The sequence below is a fragment of the Hungatella sp. genome (assembly GCF_046966825.1).
The window spans coordinates 20,610-44,476 of the sequence record NZ_JBKVCZ010000001.1; the positions used below are offsets into that span (position 1 = coordinate 20,610).

Annotated in this window: 21 protein-coding genes; 16 read left to right on the forward strand and 5 right to left on the reverse strand. The window is 48.8% G+C overall.

What is annotated here, in order from left to right:
- Positions 1 to 86 precede the first annotated feature (86 nt).
- On the forward strand, positions 87 to 1,628 hold the full coding sequence (locus ACLTD4_RS00105) for a peptidoglycan-binding protein (protein WP_117621879.1): 1,542 nt from the start codon (positions 87 to 89) through the stop codon (positions 1,626 to 1,628).
- Positions 1,629 to 1,630: 2 nt separating this feature from the next.
- The gene (locus ACLTD4_RS00110; protein ID WP_029467027.1) at positions 1,631 to 3,010 is read left to right on the forward strand and encodes an MATE family efflux transporter; all 1,380 of its coding nucleotides are present in this window, start codon (positions 1,631 to 1,633) and stop codon (positions 3,008 to 3,010) included.
- A gap of 115 nt (positions 3,011 to 3,125) precedes the next feature.
- On the opposite strand, the gene ACLTD4_RS00115 is transcribed toward ACLTD4_RS00110, so the two are convergent.
- Positions 3,126 to 5,405 carry a sensor histidine kinase gene (locus tag ACLTD4_RS00115; protein ID WP_117621880.1) on the reverse strand — a complete coding sequence of 760 codons (2,280 nt, stop codon included), beginning with the start codon at positions 5,403 to 5,405 and terminating at the stop codon, positions 3,126 to 3,128.
- 8 nt (positions 5,406 to 5,413) lie between these two features.
- Positions 5,414 to 6,109 carry a response regulator transcription factor gene (locus tag ACLTD4_RS00120; protein ID WP_002605317.1) on the reverse strand — a complete coding sequence of 232 codons (696 nt, stop codon included), beginning with the start codon at positions 6,107 to 6,109 and terminating at the stop codon, positions 5,414 to 5,416.
- 166 nt (positions 6,110 to 6,275) lie between these two features.
- Here ACLTD4_RS00120 and ACLTD4_RS00125 point away from each other — a divergent pair, with 166 nt between their 5' ends.
- On the forward strand, positions 6,276 to 6,623 hold the full coding sequence (locus ACLTD4_RS00125; protein WP_002605316.1) for a helix-turn-helix domain-containing protein: 348 nt from the start codon (positions 6,276 to 6,278) through the stop codon (positions 6,621 to 6,623).
- 13 nt (positions 6,624 to 6,636) lie between these two features.
- On the opposite strand, the gene ACLTD4_RS00130 is transcribed toward ACLTD4_RS00125, so the two are convergent.
- Entirely contained in the window at positions 6,637 to 7,500 is an 864-nt protein-coding gene (locus ACLTD4_RS00130) for a helix-turn-helix domain-containing protein (RefSeq protein ID WP_055660031.1), read from the reverse strand.
- A gap of 444 nt (positions 7,501 to 7,944) precedes the next feature.
- Here ACLTD4_RS00130 and ACLTD4_RS00135 point away from each other — a divergent pair, with 444 nt between their 5' ends.
- The 8 genes from ACLTD4_RS00135 (at position 7,945) to ACLTD4_RS00170 (ending at position 18,659) form a co-directional block, all read left to right on the forward strand.
- Entirely contained in the window at positions 7,945 to 10,206 is a 2,262-nt protein-coding gene (locus ACLTD4_RS00135) for a pyruvate formate lyase family protein (RefSeq protein ID WP_117621881.1), read from the forward strand.
- Positions 10,187 to 11,125 carry a glycyl-radical enzyme activating protein gene (locus tag ACLTD4_RS00140; protein WP_181988639.1) on the forward strand — a complete coding sequence of 313 codons (939 nt, stop codon included), beginning with the start codon at positions 10,187 to 10,189 and terminating at the stop codon, positions 11,123 to 11,125. The genes ACLTD4_RS00135 and ACLTD4_RS00140 overlap by 20 nt, the downstream gene beginning before the upstream one ends.
- 31 nt (positions 11,126 to 11,156) lie before the next feature.
- Positions 11,157 to 12,479: an ABC transporter substrate-binding protein gene (locus ACLTD4_RS00145; protein WP_117621883.1), complete on the forward strand. Its 1,323-nt coding sequence runs from the start codon at positions 11,157 to 11,159 to the stop codon at positions 12,477 to 12,479.
- Between the two features lie 29 nt (positions 12,480 to 12,508).
- A complete protein-coding gene (locus tag ACLTD4_RS00150; protein WP_025531745.1) occupies positions 12,509 to 13,423 on the forward strand; it encodes a carbohydrate ABC transporter permease in 915 nt (304 codons plus the stop codon).
- On the forward strand, positions 13,423 to 14,244 hold the full coding sequence (locus ACLTD4_RS00155) for a carbohydrate ABC transporter permease (RefSeq protein ID WP_110322726.1): 822 nt from the start codon (positions 13,423 to 13,425) through the stop codon (positions 14,242 to 14,244). Before ACLTD4_RS00150 ends, ACLTD4_RS00155 begins: the two co-directional genes overlap by 1 nt.
- 55 nt (positions 14,245 to 14,299) lie before the next feature.
- Positions 14,300 to 16,360 (forward strand): beta-galactosidase, encoded by a 2,061-nt coding sequence (locus tag ACLTD4_RS00160; RefSeq protein WP_117621884.1) that lies wholly within the window; start codon positions 14,300 to 14,302, stop codon positions 16,358 to 16,360.
- A gap of 6 nt (positions 16,361 to 16,366) precedes the next feature.
- Entirely contained in the window at positions 16,367 to 17,347 is a 981-nt protein-coding gene (locus tag ACLTD4_RS00165) for a Gfo/Idh/MocA family protein (RefSeq protein WP_117621885.1), read from the forward strand.
- Between the two features lie 166 nt (positions 17,348 to 17,513).
- A complete protein-coding gene (locus ACLTD4_RS00170; protein WP_117621886.1) occupies positions 17,514 to 18,659 on the forward strand; it encodes a glycosyl hydrolase family 18 protein in 1,146 nt (381 codons plus the stop codon).
- Between the two features lie 41 nt (positions 18,660 to 18,700).
- Here ACLTD4_RS00170 and ACLTD4_RS00175 read toward each other — a convergent pair whose 3' ends face one another.
- On the reverse strand, positions 18,701 to 19,369 hold the full coding sequence (locus ACLTD4_RS00175; RefSeq protein ID WP_117621887.1) for an ImmA/IrrE family metallo-endopeptidase: 669 nt from the start codon (positions 19,367 to 19,369) through the stop codon (positions 18,701 to 18,703).
- Between the two features lie 2 nt (positions 19,370 to 19,371).
- Positions 19,372 to 19,716, reverse strand: a complete 345-nt coding sequence (locus ACLTD4_RS00180; RefSeq protein WP_117621888.1) for a helix-turn-helix domain-containing protein — start codon at positions 19,714 to 19,716, stop codon at positions 19,372 to 19,374.
- A 364-nt stretch (positions 19,717 to 20,080) separates the two neighbouring features.
- On the opposite strand from ACLTD4_RS00180, the gene ACLTD4_RS00185 reads away from it, so the two are divergent.
- The 5 genes from ACLTD4_RS00185 to ACLTD4_RS00205 all read left to right on the forward strand — a co-directional run bounded on the left by ACLTD4_RS00185 (position 20,081) and on the right by ACLTD4_RS00205 (position 23,852).
- Entirely contained in the window at positions 20,081 to 20,446 is a 366-nt protein-coding gene (locus tag ACLTD4_RS00185) for an RNA polymerase subunit sigma-70 (RefSeq protein WP_117621889.1), read from the forward strand.
- 176 nt (positions 20,447 to 20,622) lie between these two features.
- Positions 20,623 to 21,555 carry a sigma-70 family RNA polymerase sigma factor gene (locus tag ACLTD4_RS00190; protein WP_117621890.1) on the forward strand — a complete coding sequence of 311 codons (933 nt, stop codon included), beginning with the start codon at positions 20,623 to 20,625 and terminating at the stop codon, positions 21,553 to 21,555.
- A 21-nt stretch (positions 21,556 to 21,576) separates the two neighbouring features.
- Entirely contained in the window at positions 21,577 to 22,011 is a 435-nt protein-coding gene (locus tag ACLTD4_RS00195; protein WP_117621891.1) for a DUF6838 family protein, read from the forward strand.
- Positions 22,012 to 22,117: 106 nt separating this feature from the next.
- Positions 22,118 to 23,362 (forward strand): phage tail sheath family protein, encoded by a 1,245-nt coding sequence (locus ACLTD4_RS00200; protein ID WP_333490848.1) that lies wholly within the window; start codon positions 22,118 to 22,120, stop codon positions 23,360 to 23,362.
- A 16-nt stretch (positions 23,363 to 23,378) separates the two neighbouring features.
- Positions 23,379 to 23,852, forward strand: a complete 474-nt coding sequence (locus ACLTD4_RS00205; RefSeq protein WP_117621892.1) for a phage tail tube protein — start codon at positions 23,379 to 23,381, stop codon at positions 23,850 to 23,852.
- The last annotated feature ends 15 nt before the right edge of the window (positions 23,853 to 23,867 follow it).

The window sequence follows — 23,867 nt, forward strand, 5'->3', positions numbered from 1 at the left end:
GCCGTATGAGATAAATTTCCTTCCCTTTTTCCCTATAAATGTGCTAAAATAGACCTGATTCGACAAAAGGAAAGGAATACCGATTTATGAATAAAAAAGCACGATGGTACACACCTTTTATACATAAAGTACTTCTGGCCGCAGCTGTCGCGGCGGTTTTGGGAGGCTGCGGAAAAAAGAATGACGCAGGGCAGGAGACAGAGGCGCCCGAGCCCTCTTCCATCTCGATCGAGCTGGAGACTGAGAAGAATCCCGAGCCGGTAAAGATCCTGACAATCGGTGAGGAGCCGATGCCGGTACTGCCGGATCTTCCGGTTCTGGATGAGAATCCCGTTCCGGAGTATATCCGAAACGGCGTGGAGCATCCCATTATAGCAAGCCTTCAGCAGCGGCTGATGGATCTTGGATTTATGGACAATGATGAACCGACTCAGTATTTTGGAAATATGACCGAATCTGCGGTCAAGACTTTTCAACGGCAGAATCAGCTGGCGCAGGATGGTATTGTCGGCCCGGAGACGCTGAAGGCAATCATGGCTCCTTCCGCCAAGTACTACGCGGTTTCGAAGGATGTTGATGGTGACGATATCAGGCGGATTCAGAACCGCCTTTACGAACTGGGATATCTGGCTACCGGAGATCTGGTGACCGGACACTTTGGGGACGATACGGAGGCCGCAGTCATCAAGCTTCAGGAGGTCAACGGACTGAATGTGGATGGCAAGGTGGGCCGGCAGACGATTAACCTTCTATACAGTGATGAGATCAAGCCGAATTTTCTTTCCTATGGAGAGAAGAGCGATGTGGTGCTTGCATGCCAGACGCGGCTGAAGGAGCTGGGATATTTAACGACCACACCGGACGGCGCGTATGGCGATGATACGGCGGCAGCGGTCAAACAGTTCCAGGCGCGAAACGACCTGGTGGTTGACGGTTATCTCGGGCCATCCACCCGTGTGGCCTTAAACAGTGCCGAGGCGCAGGCCAACGGCCTGATGCTGGGGGAACAGGGAGAGACCGTTACCCGGATCCAGCAGCTGCTAAATAAATACGGCTATTTATCTTCGGCCAATGTTACCGGCTATTACGGTGAAGTGACGGAAAAGGCGGTGAAGTCCTTCCAGAGCAACAATGGCCTTACAGCAGACGGTTCTGTAGGCCGTCAGACGATGAATAAACTAACGGGAAGCAGCGTAAAGAAGGCGGGTTCAGGCGGTTCATCCGGTGGTAGCGGCGGTTCCAAGGGCGGAACGGTAAAAGGCGGCTCCGGCGTCAGCGGTCTGCTGTCCATCGCCAGATCCAAGCTGGGCTGTCCATACGTCTATGGTGCAAAAGGGCCGAACGCGTTTGACTGCTCCGGCTTCATCTATTACTGTCTGAATCAGGCGGGAGTACGGCAGAGCTATCTGACCTCGGCCGGATGGCGAAGCGTAGGAAAATACACGAAGATTACGAATTTCAACAGTCTCCAGGCGGGCGATATCATCGTCGTAAGCGGCCATGTGGGAATCGTGGCAGGCGGCGGCAAGGTGGTTGATGCATCTTCAAGTAACGGACGTGTCGTAGAACGTGCCCTGAGCAGCTGGTGGAGAAATAACTTTATCTGCGGATGGCGTATATTCGGATAGGAATGGTTCAAAATAAGGGTATGAAAAAAGAGAGAAAAGCAGTAAACATGATAACCGATTCACCGGGCAGTGCGTTGCTTCTGTTCGCTCTGCCGATGATTCTGGGCAATTTATTTCAACAGTTTTATAATATTATGGATTCGGTCGTTGTAGGCCGGTTCGTAAGTGAGGAGGCGCTGGCATCTGTCGGCGCTTCCTATTCCATTACCAATGTCTTTATTGCCATCGCCATCGGCGGAGGCATTGGAAGCTCCGTGGTAGTGTCCCAGTTCCTGGGCGCGAAGCAGCTGGGGAATATGAAGACGGCGATCTCTACGACACTGATCAACTTCCTGACGCTGAGCGTACTTCTCGGCACGCTGGGATTTCTGTTTAACGAGCCGATCCTGGCGTGGATGAACACCCCGGAAAACGTATTTGCCGATGCCTCCGTGTATTTAAGCATTTACTTTGTGGGACTTCCGTTCCTGTTCATGTACAACGTACAGGCGGCTATATTCCAGTCGCTGGGCGATTCCAGAACGCCGCTCTATCTCCTGATCTTTTCGTCGCTTCTGAATATTGTGCTGGATCTGCTCTTCGTAATCCGGTTCCATCAGGGAGTCGCAGGCGTTGCGGTGGCGACGCTGATGGCTCAGGGGCTGTCGGCGGTGATCTCCTTCACCATATTGCTGAAGCGCCTGAAGGCGTATGAAGTGACGGAGGCGTTTCATTTTTACGACATGAAGATGATGATCAATATGATGCGGGTGGCGATCCCTTCCACGCTTCAGCAGTCGATCGTCCATATCGGGATGCTTTTGGTACAGTCGGTGGTGAACGTCTTCGGTTCCGCGGTCATGGCCGGATTTGCCGCGGGTACGAGGATCGAGTCGATCTGCATCGTACCCATGCTTGCCATCGGCAATGCCATGTCGACCTTTACTGCACAGAACATCGGAGCCGGGCGGCCGGACCGGGTGAAGCAGGGGTATCGCTACTGCTATGCCATGGTCGGATTCTTTGCAGTGGTCATCTGCATAATCATGCAGCTGTGGGGGGATCTCTTCATACGCGGGTTCCTAAACGAGGGAAGCGCTGAGACCGCTTTCCAGACCGGTATGGCGTATGTGCGGTTTATCTCCTTCTTCTTCGTGTTTATCGGCCTGAAGGCGACGACAGACGGTCTGCTGCGGGGCGCGGGAGATGTGGTGGTGTTTACGATTGCCAACCTTGTGAATCTGGCGATCCGTGTGATCGTGGCGGCGGTATTTGCCCCGATTATCGGAGTACAGGCGGTATGGTACGCGGTTCCCATGGGATGGGCGGCAAACTATATCATCTCATTTATGCGGTATCTGACAGGAAAATGGAGCCGGGTTCATCTGATCTCCGGAAAATGAAAAAACAGGAATATTTGCGCGCCGTCTTTCGATAGGACGCCAGCGAATATTCCTGTTTTTTATTCCTTAATTACGAATTCCCTTATCGTGGATTCCCTTATTATGAATTCCTTTATTATGAATTCCCCTTGCCATTCTGCCGGGGAAATGCCAGCTGCACTTTAAATAAATCTCCATCGATGTAGATAGTAAATTTCCCTCCGAGAAGCTCCGTAAGGCTCTTGGCGATCGACAGGCCCAGCCCGCTTCCTTCCGTGGTTCGAGCCACGTCACCCCGGACGAAACGCTCCGTCAGTTCATCACCCTTGATGTTCAGAGGATTCTCTGACACATTCTTTATGGTGAAGAGTACCTGACTGTCCCCTGCGATGACATCAACGTATACGCGGCTGTGCTCCATCGCATACTTGAACGCATTGTTATAAAGGTTTTCCAGGACACGCCACAGATGGCGGCCGTCGGCCTGAATAATAACGGTTTCCTCGGGGAAGCTGGATACCAGTTCCAGATGGCGGACCAGGAATTTTTCTTCAAATTCCCCGTTGGTCTGATAGATCAGCTCAACAAAGTCGATATTGGTCAGCTCGATCTTTAAATTCCCGGAACTGGCCTTGGAGGCTTCGACAAGATCCTCGGTCAGAGTCTTAAGCCTCTGGGACTTCTGTTCCAGAACCTCTAAATAACCCTGAATCTTCGGGTCCTGAAGGTGTTCCCGTTTGATTAAATCTACATAGTTGATAATGGACGTAAGCGGCGTCTTAATGTCGTGGGAGACATTGGTTATGAGGTCCGCCTTCAGGCGTTCACTGCGTACCTTTTCCTGCAGCGCAGTATCCAGTCCCCGGCTGATATGGTTGATGTTCTCAGCCAGTTCCCGCTCTTTTCCGTCAAACTCTTCTGCATTGATCTTGTATTTGGTGTCTCCGTGGGAGATCTTTAACAGCGCTTCATTAATCTGGTCCGTCTCCCAGGCGTTCTTATACAGCTGATGGAAAACCCATGAGTCCATACAGAGAAGCGCAAGGACGAGAATGCCCGTTAAAATCCGGGATTCCATGCTGTCATAGGTGAAATAGACGAACGCGCCGGTCGCGATAATGACACAGTTAAAAATAAAATAACAGCTGTAGCCTAAAGCCAGCCGGGTCGTAAACCGGTGGTTTTTGATATAGAGACTGATATTCACGTAGATACGGCTCGTCAGACTGCCCGTCCAGAGCGTTCCCGCCTTATAGCGGCGGATCATGCTGAATGCTGCGACCATGCCGACCGCATAGAGAATCACCATGCGCGCAGCCAGTTCCCCGTAATACCAGCGGTCTTCCGACAGGAATAAATGGATAACCTTGTAGCCGACGTGTTCTCCCAGAAACAGGGCGCACATGGCGGCTGCAACAAACAGAATCAGGCAGGTCTCCGTGGCGATCCGGTCGATTCTTCCCAGAACAACCGCGTCGTGTTCGGAATTCTGATGGCCCGTCATACTCACCATGAAATACAGGCTTGCAGCGGATCCCAGAATTCCAATAATCAGGGACACAAGGCCGATGATAAAGAGCAGGCGCATATGGTCATAGGATTTGGCCGCTTCAGAGTAGGAATCCTGGACGGGATACGCCGTATTTACAGCCACAACCATATAGTAATTGCTGTTGTTGTAAGGGTTGGACTTCTCCAGCTGGGCCGATATGGTCTTCAGTGTTGTGTTCAAATTGGTATCGACATACAGGGATTCGCCGGTTACGTAGATATAACGGCCCAGCGCCTTTAACTCCTCCGGATTATCGATCACGGTGTTGTTATACAGCTTGGGAGCTTCCGAATCTCCCTTAAAAGATACCCGGAATTTCAAGTTGCTGGGATTCTGAATAAACTTATAGTGAAACGCATAGTAATTCCCTACATGGGCCAGCACTTCTTTTGCCAGTTCGGCCATGGTGGTATAAGATTCTCCCGGCTCGGAATCCTGATGGTCGGGATCGTAGGAACGCCAGTCCACCCGGATGTCCTGTTCACCTTCTTCCGGTGTGTAGCGGCCATCCACCTTAAACTTTTCATTCAGATAATAGCCCATGGACTTGGCCATACGCACCATCTCATCAACGGTATATTCTCTTACTTCCCCGGGACCGGTGGTCACACGGACGACAGGCTTGTCATAAGCCAGCTTTCCGTTTGATTCAAATACCTCTTTATATTTGATGTAGTTGAAAATATCGTCAATGTCCGTCTTGAACTGCCGGATAAACTCCGGCGTATCCTCATACGTCTCGTTGGTAAGCCAGCTGATGCCTTCTCCGTAGTGAGGATTGTTGTACATGATGCTGATGCCCGTCACCACCAGGATGACAAAAAGAATGTGCAGCAGGACTGCATGTTCCTTTTTTCTTTTCATATGCTCTCCTATTGCTTTTCAATCTTGTAGCCGACACCCCAGACTACCTTTAAATAGCGGGGCTCCCGCGGATTGATCTCGATTTTCTCACGGATATGGCGGATGTGAACGGCTACAGTATTATCCGCACCGATGGCCTCTTCATTCCAGATCTGCTCATAGATCTCGTCAATGGAGAACACCTTTCCGGCATTTTTAACGAGGAGCAGCAGAATGTTATATTCAATGGGAGTCAGCTTGATGAGTTCCCCATCAACGGTAACTTCCTTGTTATCATCATTAATTGCCAGACCGCCGCATTTATATACCTGGCCGGCAGTCTGCTGGTTCATATTGCCCAGCTGGGTATAGCGGCGCAGCTGGGATTTGACTCTTGCGACCAGCTCCAGGGGATTGAACGGCTTTGTAATGTAGTCATCCGCGCCGATGTTGAGTCCCAGAATCTTATCGGTGTCTTCTGACTTTGCGGACAGGATGATAATAGGAATGCTGCTGGTCTCCCGAACCTTTAACGTGGTTCTGATTCCGTCCAGACCCGGCATCATCACATCCACGATCATTAAATCCACCTGATTATTCTCCAGCAGATCCAGGGCTTCATAGCCGTCATATGCTTTTATCACATTAAAACCTTCTCCGGTCAAATAGATATCTATGGCTTCCACAATCTGTTTATCATCATCACAAACTAATATACTCTGCATGTCAAAACCTCCTTTTCCATTATTATACAACGGGCAGGATAAAATTCACATTACTTTTTTCTGAAGAATCAGGGACAAAACATTTATAAAAAGTGAAAAGTACAAATTATATAAGTAATATAGCAGGAGTCTTTCCGCTACAATAAAAAGAAAAAGGATTGATACAATGGGAAAAAACAGAATCTATAGTTTGAGGAGACAGAAAAAAATTCCCCAGGCATTATTGGGAGATTTACTGGGAGTCAGTCAGCAGACCGTCAGTAAGATAGAATCACAGCCGATTCCAGATATCTCATCGGAGCTGCTTTGCCGGATTGCCGACTACTTCGGCGTTACGGCCGATTATTTAATGGAGCGTTCGGAACAGTCCTGTGATTTTAATTTCGCCGACATGGATCCGAGAGAGATCGGGGATTGCCTGACTCCGGATGATAAGAAAATGTGGCTGGAAATGGGGATCCGGCTGGCGGGAAACGAATTTATGGCAAAGCATAAGAAAAAAAGCGGGAAATAATGCCTGGCGGCGGTCAGGGAGCCTGGGACACACTGACTTCACTGGACAGCTCCCTGAATGCTTTGGGCGATAACCCGGTATCCTTTTTAAACAGATGGTAGAAGTGGCTGGTGTTGTCAAACCCGACCTCCTCACAGATCTGTAAAATGGACCGGTTGGTATATTCAAGAGCAAGTTTTGCATTGGCGATGCGGATGTCATTGATAAATTCAGTCGGCGTCTTATTTAAATGCTTTTTAAAGACCCGGCACAGGTATTCAGGACTCTTCTGAGAGATGCGGTAGAGGGCGTTTAAGCCTTCCTGGTAATTCTGCTGTTTCTGCATCTCCAGCGCAAGAAGCCCCAGCCACGTCGGAATGTCGTGGGACAGCTTTAAGTTATAGGAAAGAAAATAGCTGGTAAGGAGATTGACGGTGGCGGCCCTCAAAAGGGTATTAAACCGGACGATGTTGAGTTCGTGCGCAATGGCCAGCTGCTCGAAGGAGGGCAGTAAGTTGTTTAATTCCGCAGGGAGAAGCTGGCGGAAGGGAGGCATCTCGTTCTCCATCAGCTGGTCCGCGTTGCATCCGGTACCAAGAAAAGAAAAACACGAGTCCATGGTGCCTCTGGAAACGAGCAGATTATAAAAACAGAAATCGGAAGACGGATTCTGGAAGCTGTGTACGTCCTTTGGGCGGATGAAGACTAAGGCTCCGGTGTTTACTATCTTTTTCTTGTCATTGATGTGATGTGTGGCGCTTCCCGCGCCTACCAGGAAGAATTCATAATAATTATGGTTATGGGAACGGGTGTCGGCATCCTGAAATGCGATTTTTGTGCAGATCCCGTCTTCGCCTGAGAAGAGCCAGTCCTGCTCTCTGTAAAATTCAATTTTCATCTCTCGGCTCCTTTCGTGTCTTCTGGATTACCAGTCTGCGTTTTCTGATGTTGGAAACAGTATAATAAGAGATCATTATGAGATATAGGCCTTCGCGGTATGCGCAGGGCTTTTTTTATGTAACAGGAAATTGCTCCTATTACATAAAAAGCCCTCCGGGCAGGATGCGCACTCTTTATTCTGTCATGGGGAGGTCATTCTTACGGTTTCTATATATGTCAATATAGCACAATAAATAGGGAAAGGCAAGACAAGACAGCGCCCTTTTTTTATGGTACATTTATGCTATCAAAATTACTTGAAAACAAGGGAAATAAATAAAATGTCTATAAAAAGTGCGTTTCTTTCTAAGAATACCGGAGGGAAATACACGGTCTGTCAAGTGCGCTCAAAAAACAAGAGATGGAAGAAAATGGATAATTTATTACAATGAAGGAGGCAGTTATGAATCATTTTAAGGTGGCCAGCCCCAGAACAAATCTGGAAGTGGAAATTGCATTTACGAAGGCGTACCGAAGGATCCTGAAGCAGTGGCGGGGGAATAAATATAAGATTGAAGCAGAGTGTATGAAGGCCATGTATCCAGCCATCCTCCACCCGATTGAGGAGCAGGATGTTCTGGCGGGGCGCCATGAATTCGGACCGGTAGGATTCGGAATCCAGCATCAGACCGGGGGCTTCGGATTCTATATCCACGAGGACGAGGTGGTAAAGGAGCTGGAGAACGGAGCCGGAAGCCTGAAATATCGTGAAGACTTAAATGATATGCTGGTATTCTGGAAAAAGGAAAACACGGACCGCTATGTGATGGAGCACATGCCGGAACACTTAAAAAAGGCTCTGATATCTGACCAGTGGGATAAGCTTCCCATGCCGGCCTGCCCAATTCTCCGAATGGCGGGCTGTTACCTGGATTTTGACAAGCTGGTGCTTAAGGGAATTCCGGGGATGGTGGAGGAACTGTCGGCATCAATGGAGAGGAGCGGACTGGAGGAAGAACAGATTCAGTTTCTGGCGGCTTCTATCGAGATGTTTGATCTCCTGAAAGAGATGCTTAATTACTACGAGGAGCAGGCCGGTGAAATGGCCGAAAGAGCAGAGGGAAAACGGAAAGAAGAGCTGCTGAAGCTTAAGGAGGCGCTCTTCCAGAATCAGCGAAGGAAGCCGGAGTCCTATCTGGAGGCGGTCCAGCTGGTATGGATGTACTGCCTTATGACGCCTATCATTGATATTGGAAGATGTGATGTGTTCTTTGGTGACCTTTACTGCCATGACATAGACAATGGGATTCTGACCGAGGAGGAAGCACTTAAGATTACCCAAAACTTCTTTCAGCTGGTTGACCATCTGGATTGTGAGACAGACGGCCGCGTGATCGTAGGCGGATATGGCCGGCGCAATCCGGAGACGGGGGACCGTTACAGCCTGCTGGCTATTGAGGCGTGCAGGACCGTAAAAGAGGTTCTTCCGCAGTTCACACTCCGGTTTCATAAAGACACGCCCGAATCGGTGATGAAGGCCGCGATTCGCTGTATTGAGGAGGGAAGAACATACCCGCTTCTCTATAATGACGACGTGATCGTGCCGGGAGTTATGAGTACGTACGGTGTGTCGAGGGAGATGGCCGAACACTATATCATGCTTGGATGCGGAGAATATGAGTTTGAGCACTACAGTGTGGCAACGCCGAGCGGATCTCTCAACGCTGCAAAAATCATGGAACTGGCCGTAAACGGAGGATGGGACCCGGTGGGGGGCTGGACAATCGGTCCCAGGACGCCGAAGCTTTCCGAATGCGGGAGTTTCGAGGAGTTTTACCGTTACTATCAGGAACATGCGAAATATTATATAGAGGCTCAGGCAGAGTTTGAGGCGTATGAATATGAGATTACCGGCGCCAGGCACCCATTTCTGATGGCATCCGTTCTTTATGACGGCTGTATCCAAAAGGGAAAAGCCCTTTTTGAGGGAGGCTGCGAGTACCTGGCGGGAACGCTGGAGTTCTATGGCGCGGTCGATGCGGCAGACAGTCTGTGTGCGGTTAAAAAACTGATCTTCGATGAAAAACGGATGACAGCGGAAGAGATGATGGAGGCGCTTGCCGATAACTTTTCTGACTATCCGGCTGCCAGAAAAATGATGCTGGAAGCTCCGAAATACGGCGTGGATCATGAGGAAGCGGATGCATTTTTCGTAGAATTGCAGGACTTTTTTAATGAGACGGCAAAGGCTCAGGCAGACCGGGTCGGATTAAAGAGTTACTTGCCAGTTTACATAAATAATGCACAGAATACTACGCTGGCGAGATGGGTGGGAGCTACACCAAACGGCAGAAAGTCCGGGTGCGCGACAGCCAACGCCAATAACCCGGAATCGGTGGTAGAGACGAAGGGATTGACCTCCATGATTAACAGCCTGCTGAAGCCCTCTCACATAAATCACGCCGGGATGGTACAGAATTTCCGCTTCACGAAGGAGCTGTTGGAGCGATCAGAGGATAAGGTGATTGCCGCCATGAAAGATTACTTTGACAGAGGCGGATGCCAGGCGATGATTACCGTAATAGGAAAGGATGATTTGAAAAATGCGATGGAACGCCCCGAGGAGTACGGCGATCTGATCGTGAGGGTAGGCGGTTTTTCGGCCAGATTCGTCATGCTGGAAAAGGATGTTCAGAAGGAGATCTATGAACGGGCCAGCTATTGAGAAAAAAATGGGGAAAATATTTGATTTGCAGCATTTCTGCCTGGATGACGGTCCTGGAATTCGTACCACTGTGTTTTTAAAGGGCTGCCCGCTTCGCTGTATCTGGTGTCATAACCCGGAATCCTACGAGAAAAGGGATACCATCTCATACAATGAAAGCAAATGCTCGGGATGCGGCGCGTGCGCGGAGGTCTGTCCTCAGAAGGCGCACCGGATTGTAACAGGAATGCATCGGTTTGAGCGAGAGGCATGCACCAGATGCGGCGCATGTACGGAGGTCTGCTGTTATGGGGCGCTGGAGAAAATCGGCAGAACTGTGACCGCGGAAGAGGTAATCGCCGAAGTAAAGAAGGACAGGACGTTTTATGAGAAACCGGGACCTGGCGGAATCACCATTTCCGGAGGAGAACCGTTATTCCAGCCGTATTTTCTGAGGGAACTGTTGCAGGCGGCCAGGGATGAGGGCATTCATACGTGTCTGGAGACATCAGGCTTCTGTGCCGCTGAACTGTTAAATACGGTCATTCCTCTCACGGACTTATTCCTGTTTGATCTGAAAGGGGAGAGGGCGGCGTATCCAAACTTAACCGGTGTCAGGGCGGAGGAAATATACCGAAATCTGGATATTCTTCTTGAAAAGGAGTGTCATGTGGTAATCCGGGTTCCGCTGATCCCGGGGATAAATGATACGGAGACCTTTTTCGGCGAATTGGCGAAGCTCTACCGCCGTCAGCCGGGAATTGAGGCATTTGAAATCATGCCGTATCACGGCATGGGAGCCTCCAAGGCGGTACAGGCCGCCATTGTACAGGGGCTGGGTAAACAGCCTGACGCGACAGAAGATGAGAAAAAGGCATGGCTGGCCGCACTGAAAGGCTTGGGGCTGCCTGCGTTTATCAATTATTTTAAAAACAAATAGCACAAAATGTGCGAGGAAGGGAGCAACAGATATGAAGAAGGTATTGAGTTTGGGGATGGCAGTGGTGCTGGGATTGAGTCTTACGGCCTGTGGAGGCAAGATGGAAAACAAAGAGACAACTGCAACGCAGGAACAGGCTCAGGAACAGGCAGAGTCCGTTCAGAGTGGAAAGGAGACGACGCAGGCCGCCTCCAATGTGGAGCTGGTAGCGACCAGATGGTCCGGAGGACAGTCTGATGATCAGAAGGAGCTTGTAAAGGGGTATACGGCTTCTGAGATTGTGATTGACGATGTGGCGTACGATAAGTTAAAGGAAAAGGAAACGCTCAGTATGCAGAAGAGCGGAGGGGGAGACTACGACCTGATCTATGTAGCAGAAGTATGGTGCCCGGATTACGCATCGAATGGCTGGCTTCTTCCTTTAAATGACTACATTGAAAAATATAATGTGGATTTAAGCATGTATAACCAGAGCCTCCTGGACACTATGACAGTAGATGGAAAAATCATGTCGCTTCCGACATTTACGCAGACGTCCATCCTGGCATATGACGAGACTGCCATGCAGCGGTACGGCGGAGAGGTTCCGAAGACCTTTGACGAGCTGATTGCATGCGCCAAATGGTTTAAGGAAAATGAGGGAACCGGAATTGCAATCCCGGCCATGCAGGGACAGGCGGCAGTCGATTTATTCGGTGCGATTCTCTACTCCTGCGGCGGAGAGTTTATAAAGGATGGCAAGGCTGACCTGGGAAGTGATGAGGCAGCACAGGCGATTACCATCTGGCAGGAACTCTGTAAGTATGCTATGGACGGAGCTTCGACGTGGCACGTGGACGACGTGGGGCAGGCAATGAAGGATGGCGTGGCTCCTATCAGCATCAGCCTGTCCGGTAACTGCTCTGCATACTTAGATCCGGAGCAGTCGGCAGTAGCTGAAACCGTAAAATTCGCCGGTATGCCCGGAGTCGGAGACAAGGATTATGTGGGAACCGCCAATTTCTGGGGATGGTCTGTAGCGGCAAACAGTGAAAATCCGGATGAAGCATTCCAGGCGGCCGTATGGCTGACGAGCCCGGAACAGGAAAAGTCAGCGTCTCTGGCAAACGGATCAATCTCCGCGCTGCCGGAGCTGGCCGAAGACCAGGAAGTACTGGAAAAAATTCCGTATCTGCCTGCAGTCACAGAGGCCCTTGCACACGCGAGGATTCTGCCTACGGCAGGAGATTCCTCCACCATGCTGACCGGCTTACAGGCAGTCTTATCAAAGATTGCCACTGATCCGGACACCGATTCGGCTGCGTTAATCAAGTCTTATAACGAGTCCTGCAAAGAGTATCAGTTTGGCAGGTAGTGATAAAGGGGATGGGAGGTAAAGTAACAATGAAACGGAGAAGAAATATACTGGAACAAGGGGATTTACTGCCCGTCCTCCTTCTTCTGCCCAGTATTCTGGTGGTGTTTGTGGTGATGTTCATTCCTCTTTTGTACGGCGTGTTCATGAGTTTTTACAACTATCATATGGGCAGTATTGATCTCAAAGAGGATTTCATAAGCATCAGCAATTATGTCAGGCTGTTTAAAGACAAGGTTTTCTTAAAAGCGGTCGGGAATACGCTGTATTTCACAGCCGCCGCCATTGCCGGGGATTTAATACTCGGTACGGTGATCGCAGTGTGGCTTCAGAGCCTTACGGGCCGGTTAAAGAGTATTCTCCGTCCCATCTGCACCATGCCGCTCCTGGTCTCGCCCATTATCATCGGTCTGATCTGGAAATACATGTTTAATATCAACGGCGGACTCATCTACTGGGTTCTGGGGCTGTTTGGAATCACTTCCAAACAGTTCCCGGGTCTTGCGGGAACATCCACAGCCATGCTTTGCGCGGTTATTGCGCACTGCTGGCAGGTCATTCCCTTTGTTATCGTGGTGCTCAGCTCCGGTCTGCTCAGCATACCGGGTGAGTATTATGAGGCGGCGGAAATGGACGGAGCCGGATTTATTCAAAAATTTTTTCATATATCCCTTCCGGGCCTGATTCCGGTTTATATGGTCATCCTCCTGTTTAACGGAGTGGATGCCATCAAGGTGTTTGATATCATCTATGCATTGACCGGCGGCGGTCCGAATAACTCCACCATGTCGCTCAGCCTCTATGCGTATAAGATTGGGTTTGATACCTTTGATATGGGATACGCGATGACGATATCCAATGCCAGCATGATTCTTTCTTTTCTGGTATTTGGCATTATCTTTATCCGTTATAATGCAAAAGCGCATAAGGAGGGACAGCAGTAATGAAAAAATCAGCGATTGTATGCGGAAAAGTACTGTTTGGCCTGCTTGTGGTGCTTACGGTAGTCTTCCCGATCTATATGATAGTGAGCAATTCCTTTAAGCCAACGCTGTTGATCAGGAAAATGCCGCCGCAGTTTTTCTTTCCCCCGACCCTTCAGCATTATGTGAAGATCCTTAAGCAGGGGAACTTCCTGTCGTATTTTGGCAACTCGTTTATCATTGCCATGTCGACAACGGTTATCAGTATTGTGCTGGGAAGCCTCGCGGCATATGGGCTGGCAATCATGAAATCCAACTGGGGGAACCGCATTTCCACGTTTCTGCTGTTTTCCAAGCTGGTGCCGACGATCACCATAATGATTCCTCTCTATATTATTCTGGACAAGGTGCATCTTCTGGGGACTTATGTAGGGCCCATACTGGCCCATGTGTCGGTAAACGCGCCGTTTGTGGCCTGGCTGGTGCTCGGATTTATCCGGGATATTCCGGGAGACTTATTTGAGGCGGGAAAGCTGGACGGCTGTACGAGAATGCAGGTATTCTGGAAGATTGTATTTCCGCTTCTCTCACCGGCGATCGGATCCGCACTTTTACTGGTCATGCAGTATTCCTGGAACGAACTGCTGTTTTCCATGCAGTACACAAATCTCCACACGTATACGCTTACGGTCGGTGTATCCAGGTTCGTAGGGGCGATTTCGGTAGACTGGGGACAGTCCAGCGCGGCGGCTACCATTGTCATGGTACCGATTATTATCGCGGGCTTCTTCCTTCAGAAGTATCTCGTCAGCGGGCTGACAGCCGGTGCGGTCAAGGGATAAATATAAAATATCTGATATTACAACAAAGAAAGAATGAACGATGGAGGTATAGGACGTGTATTTTGGAGCGCAGTATTACAGGCCGCCATTCCCGGACCGGACGTGTTGGGAGCGCGATTTTTTAAATATGAAGCAGCTGGGATTTCATGTGGTAAAGCTTTGGGCGGTATGGAACGATATTGAGCGGAAACCGGATCATTTTGTGTTTGATGATCTGGACAGGCTGACAGAGCTTGCCGGAAAGAACGGTCTGAAGGTGATTATTAATACGATACCGGAAGGGGCGCCGTACTGGCTGTATGAGGCACACCCGGACTGTCTGTACGAGACTGTGGAAGGAAAGAAAATTACCATGCGCGGCCCTGCGAACCTTCCGACAGGGGGATGGCCGGGACTCTGTATGGATAATCCGGAAGTTTCGGATCTGGTGTGTAATTTCATCTTCCGTACTGCGGAGCATTACCGTGACAACAGCAGTGTGATCATCCTTGATGTGTGGAATGAACCGCACCTGGAGCCGATGTTCGATTATAAGAGTGAGCTTCTCTGTGCCTGCAGAGCGTCGAAACGGGCGTTCCGGGACTGGCTGAAGGTCAGGTATGGATCGCTGGAGCGTCTAAATGAGGCATGGTTTCGTCGGTATTCCGACTGGGAGGAGATTGTTCCTCCGCCGCGGTTCGGAACATATACGGATATGATGGACTGGAGGCGGTTCTGGTTATACAATCTGGCCGAATGGCTGAAACGGCGTGTGGAAGCGGCGAGACGCGGCGCACCAGGCAAGCTGATTCAGACCCACAGTGCCAGCGCGGATTATATGGGGGCTTCCAGTAACGGCGCGCTGGGGATAGAACTGTCCGATGAATTCCTGCTCGCCCGCGAGGTGGACGTGTTCGGGCTGTCCAGCTTTCCGAAGTGGCTGATGGGAGAGACGAAGCGAGACTACGATCTTTCTCATCTGCTTCAGTCAGAAATAATTTGCGCGGCCTCCCGGGAAAAGGATTTCTACCAGGCAGAGCTTCAGGGCGGGGCCGGCGTACCGGGATTTCTGGCTCATAAGGTTCCGAAGAGAGAGGATATCCGTATCTGGAACTGGAATACTATCGCGGCTGGGGGGAAAGGCGTAGTGTACTGGCAGTACGCTCCGGAGCCTGCGGGAATGGAATCTCCCGGATTTGGCCTGACAGGCTTTAACGGAGAAAACACGGAGAGAAGTCTGGAAGCGGGCCGCTGCGCCAAGCTCTTCGAAGCGTATGAGCTGGACCGAAGCAGGCCGGTTCCGGCCATAAACGGCATCTACCTCTCCAGAAATGCGGACTTACTGCTCTTTGCAGCAGGCGCCCAGGAAGAGAAATATGCACACAGTATCTATGGTGTCTTTAAGTCCTGCGCCGAAGGGGGAATACCTGTGAGATTTGTCCATGGCGACTATATGGAATCCGCGTGGGAAGAGGGCCTGCGGGTTCTGTATGTTCCCATGGCGCTTTCCCTGTCTGACGAAGAGCAGAGCAGAATACTTAAGTTTGCCGGAATGGGCGGCCGGGTGGTTCTGGAGGCGGCCGCAGGCCTCTATTCTGAGATGGGGGAAATATCTGTGGGTGGCTCAAACTCTCCGTGTCCCATGCTGGAAGCCGCTTTTGGGGCGGAGGAGATATCTCTGTACGCTGGAGATGGAGAGATTCCGGTGATGGATAAAGAGGGCGCTGTCCTGTGTGAAGGCCTGTATTACAGGCAGACGATGAAGGCAGCCAGGGGGAAAGTGACCGGCTGGTTTGAAGACGGAACTCCTGCTGTGGCTGAGGTGGAATATGGAAAAGGGGAAATTCGGTGGACCGGAACATTTCCAGGGGCAGCAGTAAAGGATGCGGGGAGCCGCGCAGCGGCTGAATTTATACAAAAGCAGTTCAAAGCGGAAGGCTATTCTCTGTTATCCGTACTGGAGGCACCGGAGCTGATCGTCAGACTGCTCCAGACGGAGAACGGACCGGTTATGGCAGCTGTAAACCAGACACCGGAGAGCAGACCTCTCTTTGCCAGGGGACGGACAGGGAAGGAGTGGAGCCTGGAGGTCCCCGGATATGACGGAGTGCTGTTAATATTAGATACAGGAGAGTAACCATAGATGGGAAAACGAATAGGGATCGTAGGTACCGGGTTTATTGCGATGAAACATTTGGCTGCGTTCAAGGCGCAGAAGAAAGCGGAGATTGTGGGCATGTGTACCTATTCCAATATGGAAAAACTGCATGCCATCTGTGAGGAACACCAGATTATCCCGTTTGCCAGTATGGATGAAATGCTAGAAAAGGGAGAACTGGATGCGGTGGTTCTCTGCAGCGTGACTGCCTGCCACTATCAGGAAATATTAAAAGCCGCTGGCGCCGGGGTCTCCATGCTGGTGGAAAAGCCCGTGGTAGGGGAGACTGAACAGTATCAACGAGTCAGGCGAGCCATCGAACAGAACCGGGTCATGCTTTTTCCAGGACATAATTTTATGTACCGGAGGCCCCTATCGCAGATGAAAAAGCTGCTTGACGAGAAGGCGTTGGGAACAATACTCCAATCCTCTTTCTTCTCGGCGCAGCTTCTGGATACCTCGGGAACAGAGAACTGGAGAAGGCAGAAGGAGCTGTCCTGCGGAGGTGCGTTAATCGACAGCGGACACCACCTGATTTACCAGATGCTGTATCTTCTGGGCGTGCCGGCGCGGCTTCAGGCGTTTACGGCTAATCTGCGTTTGCTGGATCTGGATGGCGAAGATACCGCTCAGCTCAATATGCAGATGACGGATGGCTCGCTCTGCGTCATCACGGAGAGTTGGGCATCTGAAGCGGCAGACCAGTTAAACGGGATACGAATTCTGGGGACCGATGGGGAGATGCACTTGACGGATGCACTCTATGTAAATGGGGAAAGACTCTGTGACGCAGAGCCGTACGACCAGACATTTGTTAATCAGGCGCAGGCATTTCTGGACTGCCTGGATGGTACGGGAAAACCGTTGTCGACACTGGAGGATTCCGAGCATACGCTTCAGATTATACGGGCAGCCTACCGGAGTTCGGCAGAGGGAAGTGTTTATAGAACGAAATGGCATAAGTAACAAATATAAAAAGTAATGTATATAGCTTGAAAGCTGCTGCAAAAGCGGACGGGGGATCGTCTGTGGAACGGCAGCTTTTTTGTTAAATAAAAACAACGGGATCACAGGATAACGTGTTTCCTCTCTGCGGCATATATTGTAGTAATACAGATAAAAGGATGCTGACATGCAGATATATGTTGTAAAAAGCGGAGATAATGTAGATTCCATAGCCGCAGAAGCCGGAATTCCCGTGAGTACGCTTCTGTGGGACAATCAGATTGCATATCCATATCGCCTGGCCGTGGGTCAGGCGCTTTTACTAGATAATGAAAGAAACGGAAAAATGAAGAGCCCTCTGCACGTAAACGGCTACGCGTATCCATTTATTAACCCGGATACTTTGGACTGGACGCTTCCTTATCTGACGGATCTATCTGTCTTCTCCTATGGATTTACGACGGATGGGGACCTGATTCCGCCCATGGCTGACGACAGCTGGATGGTAAATGTGGCGTCGGCAAACGGCGTGCGGCCCGTCCTGACGCTGACGCCTCTGGGTGAGGACGGAAAATTCAACAATAATCTTGTGACAGCACTGGTAAATAACCCCGATGTTCAGAAAAATCTTATCTGGGAGCTGGGGCGTACGATGACGCAGAAAGGCTACGGCGGAGTTGATATAGATTTTGAATACGTGCTGGCGGAGGACCGGGTAAAATATGCAGAATTTGTAAAGCTGGTGAGACAGGTGATGAATCTGTTCGGCTATCAGGTGAGCGTTGCACTGGCTCCCAAGACGGCCAGAGACCAGAGAGGGCTGCTCTACGAAGGAATCGATTACCGCCTGCTCGGAGAGGCGGCCAACCGGGTTCTGCTGATGACGTATGAATGGGGATACACATATGGCCCGCCCATGGCCGTGGCTCCGATCAATATGGTCAGACGCGTGGCAGAGTACGCCCTGACGGAAATACCGGCGGAAAAGATCAGTCTGGGAATCCCCAACTACGGCTATGACTGGCCGCTTCCCTACGAGCAGGGGGTGACAAAGGCGGAGACAATCAATAACCTTCAGGCTATCGGAATCGCCATCGATCACGGCGTTCCCATCCAGTTTGATGAGACGGCAATGACGCCGTATTTCCGGTACTGGCAGTCTGGCGTTCAGCATGAGGTATGGTTTGAAGACGTTCGAAGCCTGAAGGCCAAGTTTGATCTGATAAAAGAATTGGACTTATCAGGCGTCGGCTACTGGCAGATCATGAACTATTTCCGGGCAAACTGGCTGCTGCTCGCCGATATGTTTGAGATTAAAGAGGGGATACTGTGATTCTATGGCTGTAATTGGAAAATCAGTTCAAGGGGTTATAACTACTTCATATTGCGATACTGATTTAACAAACGTTTATATTCTTCCGTCAAAGGTAAACCCGCCATTAAAGCACGCTGAATATCCTGATATATTGTTATGGGATCAGGTGTATAAATTATATTATCGTCGGTAAAGGGATCTTCGGCTGCCGGTGTATTGTTTTTTTCGGAAAAGAGCAATAATTCCAACTGTTTTTCGGGGGGCGATGGCATACGTGTGGTATGGGCAATATTCTCATACCACACTTTATAATCTAGTAATGCTTTGTTAGAAGCGGTATAAGAAAGAGCAAAAGTGTCATGAATCTGTTGGGCAGTATGACATCTGCTTTTATGGATCGCAATACGTGGCGCCAGGATATGGCTTGAGAAGGTATCCGCCATCTCCTCAACCGATGTTTGAAGAAAAACGTGTCCCAACTCATGCATGATAGAAAAACGGATACGCTCAGCTGTGTTCTGGTCCTGATAATATAAGGTATCTTTTACAATACAGGAGTCGGGGCTTAAACATAAGCAGGCTTCTCGTTTTTTTTGAGCAAGTTCAGAATACTTTTTAATTTGGTAGCCGCGTCTGCGGACAATATCAAAACAATCAATAGGAAAAGCGGTAACTCCGCAATCTGTATAGATTTTAAAGATAATTTCATACAGTTTTACATAATCCATTATTACTCCCCGTCTTCGTCTGATGATAGTATTATTCGAGCGAGTCTCATCTTTTCTTCCTGAGATAAATTTTTCCGGCTGCGGGTGTAGACAGTAATAACATCATCATAAGTTGGAACTGCGTTTATGTCGATGTTTAATTTGTCTGATTTGTTAGTATCATCAAAGTCATCCAGAGATAATCCAAGTACCCTGGCAATGGCTTTTAATGTCTCCAGTTTTGGGTCCTTCGTTGCACCACTTAGTATTTTATTTAAAGTGCCTAAAGGTACACCAGAACGGTAAGAAAGTTCAAATGTTGTCATATTAAGTTTTTTCTTATATTCCGCAATTTTTTCGAGCCCCATCTTAATAATACCTCCTTATAAAAATATCTTACCGCCATAAAGTGAGAAAGTCAAACAGAACTCTATAGTTAACGGTAAAAATACAAAGGAAAAGTATTGACATTTTCCGTTAACGGATATATAGTCTAAATAAACATACCGTTAACGGGAAATGTAATAAAATTGCGTTATTATTTAAAAAAAATAAGAATGATAGCAAAATTCTTATAAAAAATAGAACATACGTTCGATAAAATTAATATACACCTGTAGGATATATCTGTCAAGCATAATGAAAATTAATCAGGGAGAAAGAAAAAGCGTTTAATAGTGAGAAGTAGAGAGACCTGAAGACAAAAGTGCTTTAACTGGAAGGAGGAAAATATTGAATAAGAATATGTTAATTGATTATGTGGATGCCTGCGAACTTTTAAGAGAAACGGAAGAGGAGATACAAAAGGCCAGGAGACGCCGGGAGTCTGTTATTTCAGATTTGGTAAAGGAACCACTGCAGAATTTAGTGAATCTGGACACAGAAGAAAAGATTTTAGAAGAACGTAAGGCAGGGGCAGTGAGAACTATGATTGAAGTGGAAGCCTGGATGAATAAGATACCTTCGCGTATGCAGCGGATCGTCAGATACAAAATATTTAAAGAGATGACATGGAGAGAGGTGGCCGTCCGGATCGGGCGAAACGCTACAGCAGAGAGTGTAAAAAAAGAGTTTCAGAGATTTATGGATAGTAATTAAGGTTTGTCCCCAATGTCCCGCATGTCCCAAACAGAAATGCTATAGTATGAACTGGGAGATCTGAGAACAGATGTTCTGTTGGATGATTATACTAGTGCGACGCTGTACTGGGTAACGGGCAGGGCGCTGCATATGGAAGGGGGCTGAATGATTATGAAATAGGGAGGAACAGTATCATGACCAATGAACAGCTTGTAATTAGAATCAAGGCCGGAGAGAATGCAGATGACAATATGGAAACGCTTTACAGCCAGGTACGCAGCTTTATTCACGCTATGGCCTGGAAGTATCGTGGCAGCGGTGAGGTTGATGATTTAGAGCAGGAGGGGTATTTAGCTCTCTATCCGGCTATTGCAGGTTACGATCCGGATCAGAAGGTGAAATTCCTTACCTACGCGGAGTATTGGATTCGTCTGTATATGAAACGGTATCTTCAGACGAACGGAAGCTGTCTCAGGCTGCCGGTGAATTGTCAGGAAAAGGTCCGGCAGTATGAAAAATTCTGCACTGATTTTGCTGTACGAGAGGGCAGAAACCCGTTAGAATGGGAGACAGCCGCTTATTTGGGTTTAAACACAGACCAGGTGGAAGATATAAAGAAAAATGCATGTTTGATAAAACTGGGGAGTTTAGACAGCCCGATCCATGGTCTGGAAGAGGACGGTACTACCATAGCCGAAGCTGTGGCAGACCCTGCCGATTTAGAAAACGACGTTTTGGACCGGCTGGAACGTGAACAGATCAGCACTGTTCTATGGGGATGTGTAGACCGCTTAGACGGCAGTCAGCCGGAAGTGATTCGAAAAAGATATCAGGGGCGGCGTTCCCTTGAGTCTATAGGAGCTGATTACGGCATAACCAGAGAAGCTGTCAGCCGTATAGAAAGAAAGGCTTTACAGGAGCTTGGCAAGCCACAATATGCTGCCAGACTGCTGCCCTTTTTGGAAATCTACGGTATGGCACTTTCCGGTAATGGATCTGCACGTTTTCAAACCACATGGACGAGCTCAACAGAACGTGCGGCGCTCTATGAGATAGACTGGGAAGCGAGACAACGGGAGCATCTGGAATGGCTGGAAAGCTACCGAAACAGGCGGGAAAGGCTGTAGTAAAATGTGGAGGGAGATTTCATGTACAACGAAATTGTGGATAAGGTGGCAGAACAACTTTCAATTCTGTTTCCGCCGGAACAGGGGTATTACATTTATACGGAAGCGGCTGCTCAGGAGCTTTCATCCCCCTGTTTTTACACGGGTTTCTTAGAAACGTCTGAAAAAAATACGACGTTAGCGGGGGTTTATCGAAGCAGTTTTCTATATATCAGGTATTTTCCTGGAGGAAGCGAGCAGCCGTCTAGGGAGATATACCGGGTTCTTGACATCCTGATGGAACAGAGGTGGATCATTACTCTGGATCATGGCTTCAAGCTAAACGGAACTGGAAAAAATGGCCGCATTGAAGAAGCAAACGGCGGCAGGTTTCTCTCTTTTTCTTTACAATTTAGCACATTTGGCATCAGAGAAAAAAGTGAGGAAGAAGCAATGGAAGGAATTGAAATCAGATGAAAAACAGAGCAGAAGAAACTATAAACGGATTTATGAAAGGAAAGGTGAAGAGATGTTAGGTGGAGGTAGTTTTTTAGCACAGGATAAGGTTCTTCCAGGAACTTATATGAACTTTGTTAACGCAGGCGCTGCATCGCCTGTAATTGGAATAAGAGGAACGGCGGCGGTTCCCATGATTCTCAACTGGGGGCCGGTAAACGAAGTGTTTGAGGTGACGGCAGAAGAGTTTCAGAAAAACAGCAGAGATATCTTCGGTTATTCTTATGGAGATCCAGCTATGATGCCGGTCCGCGAACTGTTCCGGAACATGACAAAGGGAATTTTTTGCAGAATAAACGGAGGAGAGAAAGCTTCGAATAATTACAGTACTGCAAGGTACAGCGGTATTCTGGGAAATAGTCTCATGACCGTTATTTCCAAACATGTGGATAATGAGAATCAGTATGATGTGAAGACTCTGCTTTTTGGTAAGGAGATGGATAAGCAGACGGTTATCAGCGCAGCTGATTTGAAGGATAATGAATATGTAACGTTTAAGGCGGATGCAGCACTTTCAGAAACTGCGGGTACATCACTGACTGGGGGAACGAATGGCACAGACGTGACAGAACAGGACTATACAGGTTTCCTGGAAAAGATGGAGAGCCGATCGTTCCAGATCCTGTGCTGCCCGGCCCCGGGGGAGCAGGTGAAGGAGCTGTTTGCGGCATTTACGAAGCGTATGAGAGAAGAGAACGGCATTAAGTTCCAGACAGTTATGCACCAGTATTCTCAGGCGGATTATGAAGGGATTATATCTGTGGAGAATCAGACGGAAGAAGATCCGGGCGGACTGATTTATTGGACTGCAGGGGCGGAAGCTGCCTGTGCTGTAAATGAGACCATTGAAAACAAGGTGTATAACGGGGAGTATACGGTAAAGACAGAATATACCCAGGCGCAGCTTTCCGAAGGGATTACAGCTGGAAAACTGTTATTCCATAAAGTAGGGGATGAGGTCCGCGTTTTGCGGGATATTAACACATTGACATCTTACACGGCGGAGAAAGGAAATGATTTTTCCAGTAACCAGACAATCCGTGTGCTGGATCAGATCGGAAATGATATCGCAGCAATCTTTAATAATCGGTATCTGGGGAAGATTCCCAATGATGAAGCCGGTCGGGTGAGTCTCTGGAATGATATTGTAACGTATGTGAAGCAGATGGCAGGAAGGCGTGCTATAGAAGCGGTGAAGTCCGATGATATCCAGGTGGAAAAGGGACAGACGAAACGATCGGTGGTTGTGAACTTCCCGGTGGAACCAATTAATTCTATGAGCCAGTTATATATGACTGTAGTAGTACAGTAGGAAGGAATGATGGGATATGTTAAATAATTCGATGATGAATGCAAAGGATGCGGTCAGTGCGTCACTTGCAGAGTGTTTTGTTACAATTGAAGGAAAACGGTACAATTTTATGCAGGCCATTAATCTGGAGGCCAAGATAGAGAAGACGAAGTCCGAAATCCCGATTCTGGGTAAGACAGGGAAAGGGAATAAAACAACCGGATGGAAAGGGACCGGGTCTGCAACATTTCATTATAATACCAGTATCTTCCGTCAGCTTCTGTACCGCTATAAAGAAACTGGAGAGGATATTTATTTCGATATCCAGGTGACTAATGAGGATCCAACCTCCGGAGCAGGACGGCAGACGGTTATTTTGAAAGACTGCAATCTTGACGGAGGGATTCTGACAAAGTTTGATGCAGACGCAGAGTATTTGGACGAAGAAGCGGACTTTACATTTGAAGATTTTGAGATGCCGGAGATGTTTGGCGGTTTTTCGGGAATGTAGAAAAGGAAGAGAGGT

Coding starts and splice junctions, on each gene's coding strand:
- ACLTD4_RS00105 (WP_117621879.1), top strand. CDS start 87: ATGAATAAAAAAGCACGATGGTACACACCTTTTATACATAAAGTACTT.
- ACLTD4_RS00110 (WP_029467027.1), top strand. CDS start 1,631: ATGGTTCAAAATAAGGGTATGAAAAAAGAGAGAAAAGCAGTAAACATG.
- ACLTD4_RS00115 (WP_117621880.1), bottom strand. CDS start 5,405: ATGAAAAGAAAAAAGGAACATGCAGTCCTGCTGCACATTCTTTTTGTC.
- ACLTD4_RS00120 (WP_002605317.1), bottom strand. CDS start 6,109: ATGCAGAGTATATTAGTTTGTGATGATGATAAACAGATTGTGGAAGCC.
- ACLTD4_RS00125 (WP_002605316.1), top strand. CDS start 6,276: ATGGGAAAAAACAGAATCTATAGTTTGAGGAGACAGAAAAAAATTCCC.
- ACLTD4_RS00130 (WP_055660031.1), bottom strand. CDS start 7,500: ATGAAAATTGAATTTTACAGAGAGCAGGACTGGCTCTTCTCAGGCGAA.
- ACLTD4_RS00135 (WP_117621881.1), top strand. CDS start 7,945: ATGAATCATTTTAAGGTGGCCAGCCCCAGAACAAATCTGGAAGTGGAA.
- ACLTD4_RS00140 (WP_181988639.1), top strand. CDS start 10,187: ATGAACGGGCCAGCTATTGAGAAAAAAATGGGGAAAATATTTGATTTG.
- ACLTD4_RS00145 (WP_117621883.1), top strand. CDS start 11,157: ATGAAGAAGGTATTGAGTTTGGGGATGGCAGTGGTGCTGGGATTGAGT.
- ACLTD4_RS00150 (WP_025531745.1), top strand. CDS start 12,509: ATGAAACGGAGAAGAAATATACTGGAACAAGGGGATTTACTGCCCGTC.
- ACLTD4_RS00155 (WP_110322726.1), top strand. CDS start 13,423: ATGAAAAAATCAGCGATTGTATGCGGAAAAGTACTGTTTGGCCTGCTT.
- ACLTD4_RS00165 (WP_117621885.1), top strand. CDS start 16,367: ATGGGAAAACGAATAGGGATCGTAGGTACCGGGTTTATTGCGATGAAA.
- ACLTD4_RS00170 (WP_117621886.1), top strand. CDS start 17,514: ATGCAGATATATGTTGTAAAAAGCGGAGATAATGTAGATTCCATAGCC.
- ACLTD4_RS00175 (WP_117621887.1), bottom strand. CDS start 19,369: ATGGATTATGTAAAACTGTATGAAATTATCTTTAAAATCTATACAGAT.
- ACLTD4_RS00180 (WP_117621888.1), bottom strand. CDS start 19,716: ATGGGGCTCGAAAAAATTGCGGAATATAAGAAAAAACTTAATATGACA.
- ACLTD4_RS00190 (WP_117621890.1), top strand. CDS start 20,623: ATGACCAATGAACAGCTTGTAATTAGAATCAAGGCCGGAGAGAATGCA.
- ACLTD4_RS00195 (WP_117621891.1), top strand. CDS start 21,577: ATGTACAACGAAATTGTGGATAAGGTGGCAGAACAACTTTCAATTCTG.
- ACLTD4_RS00200 (WP_333490848.1), top strand. CDS start 22,118: ATGAACTTTGTTAACGCAGGCGCTGCATCGCCTGTAATTGGAATAAGA.
- ACLTD4_RS00205 (WP_117621892.1), top strand. CDS start 23,379: ATGTTAAATAATTCGATGATGAATGCAAAGGATGCGGTCAGTGCGTCA.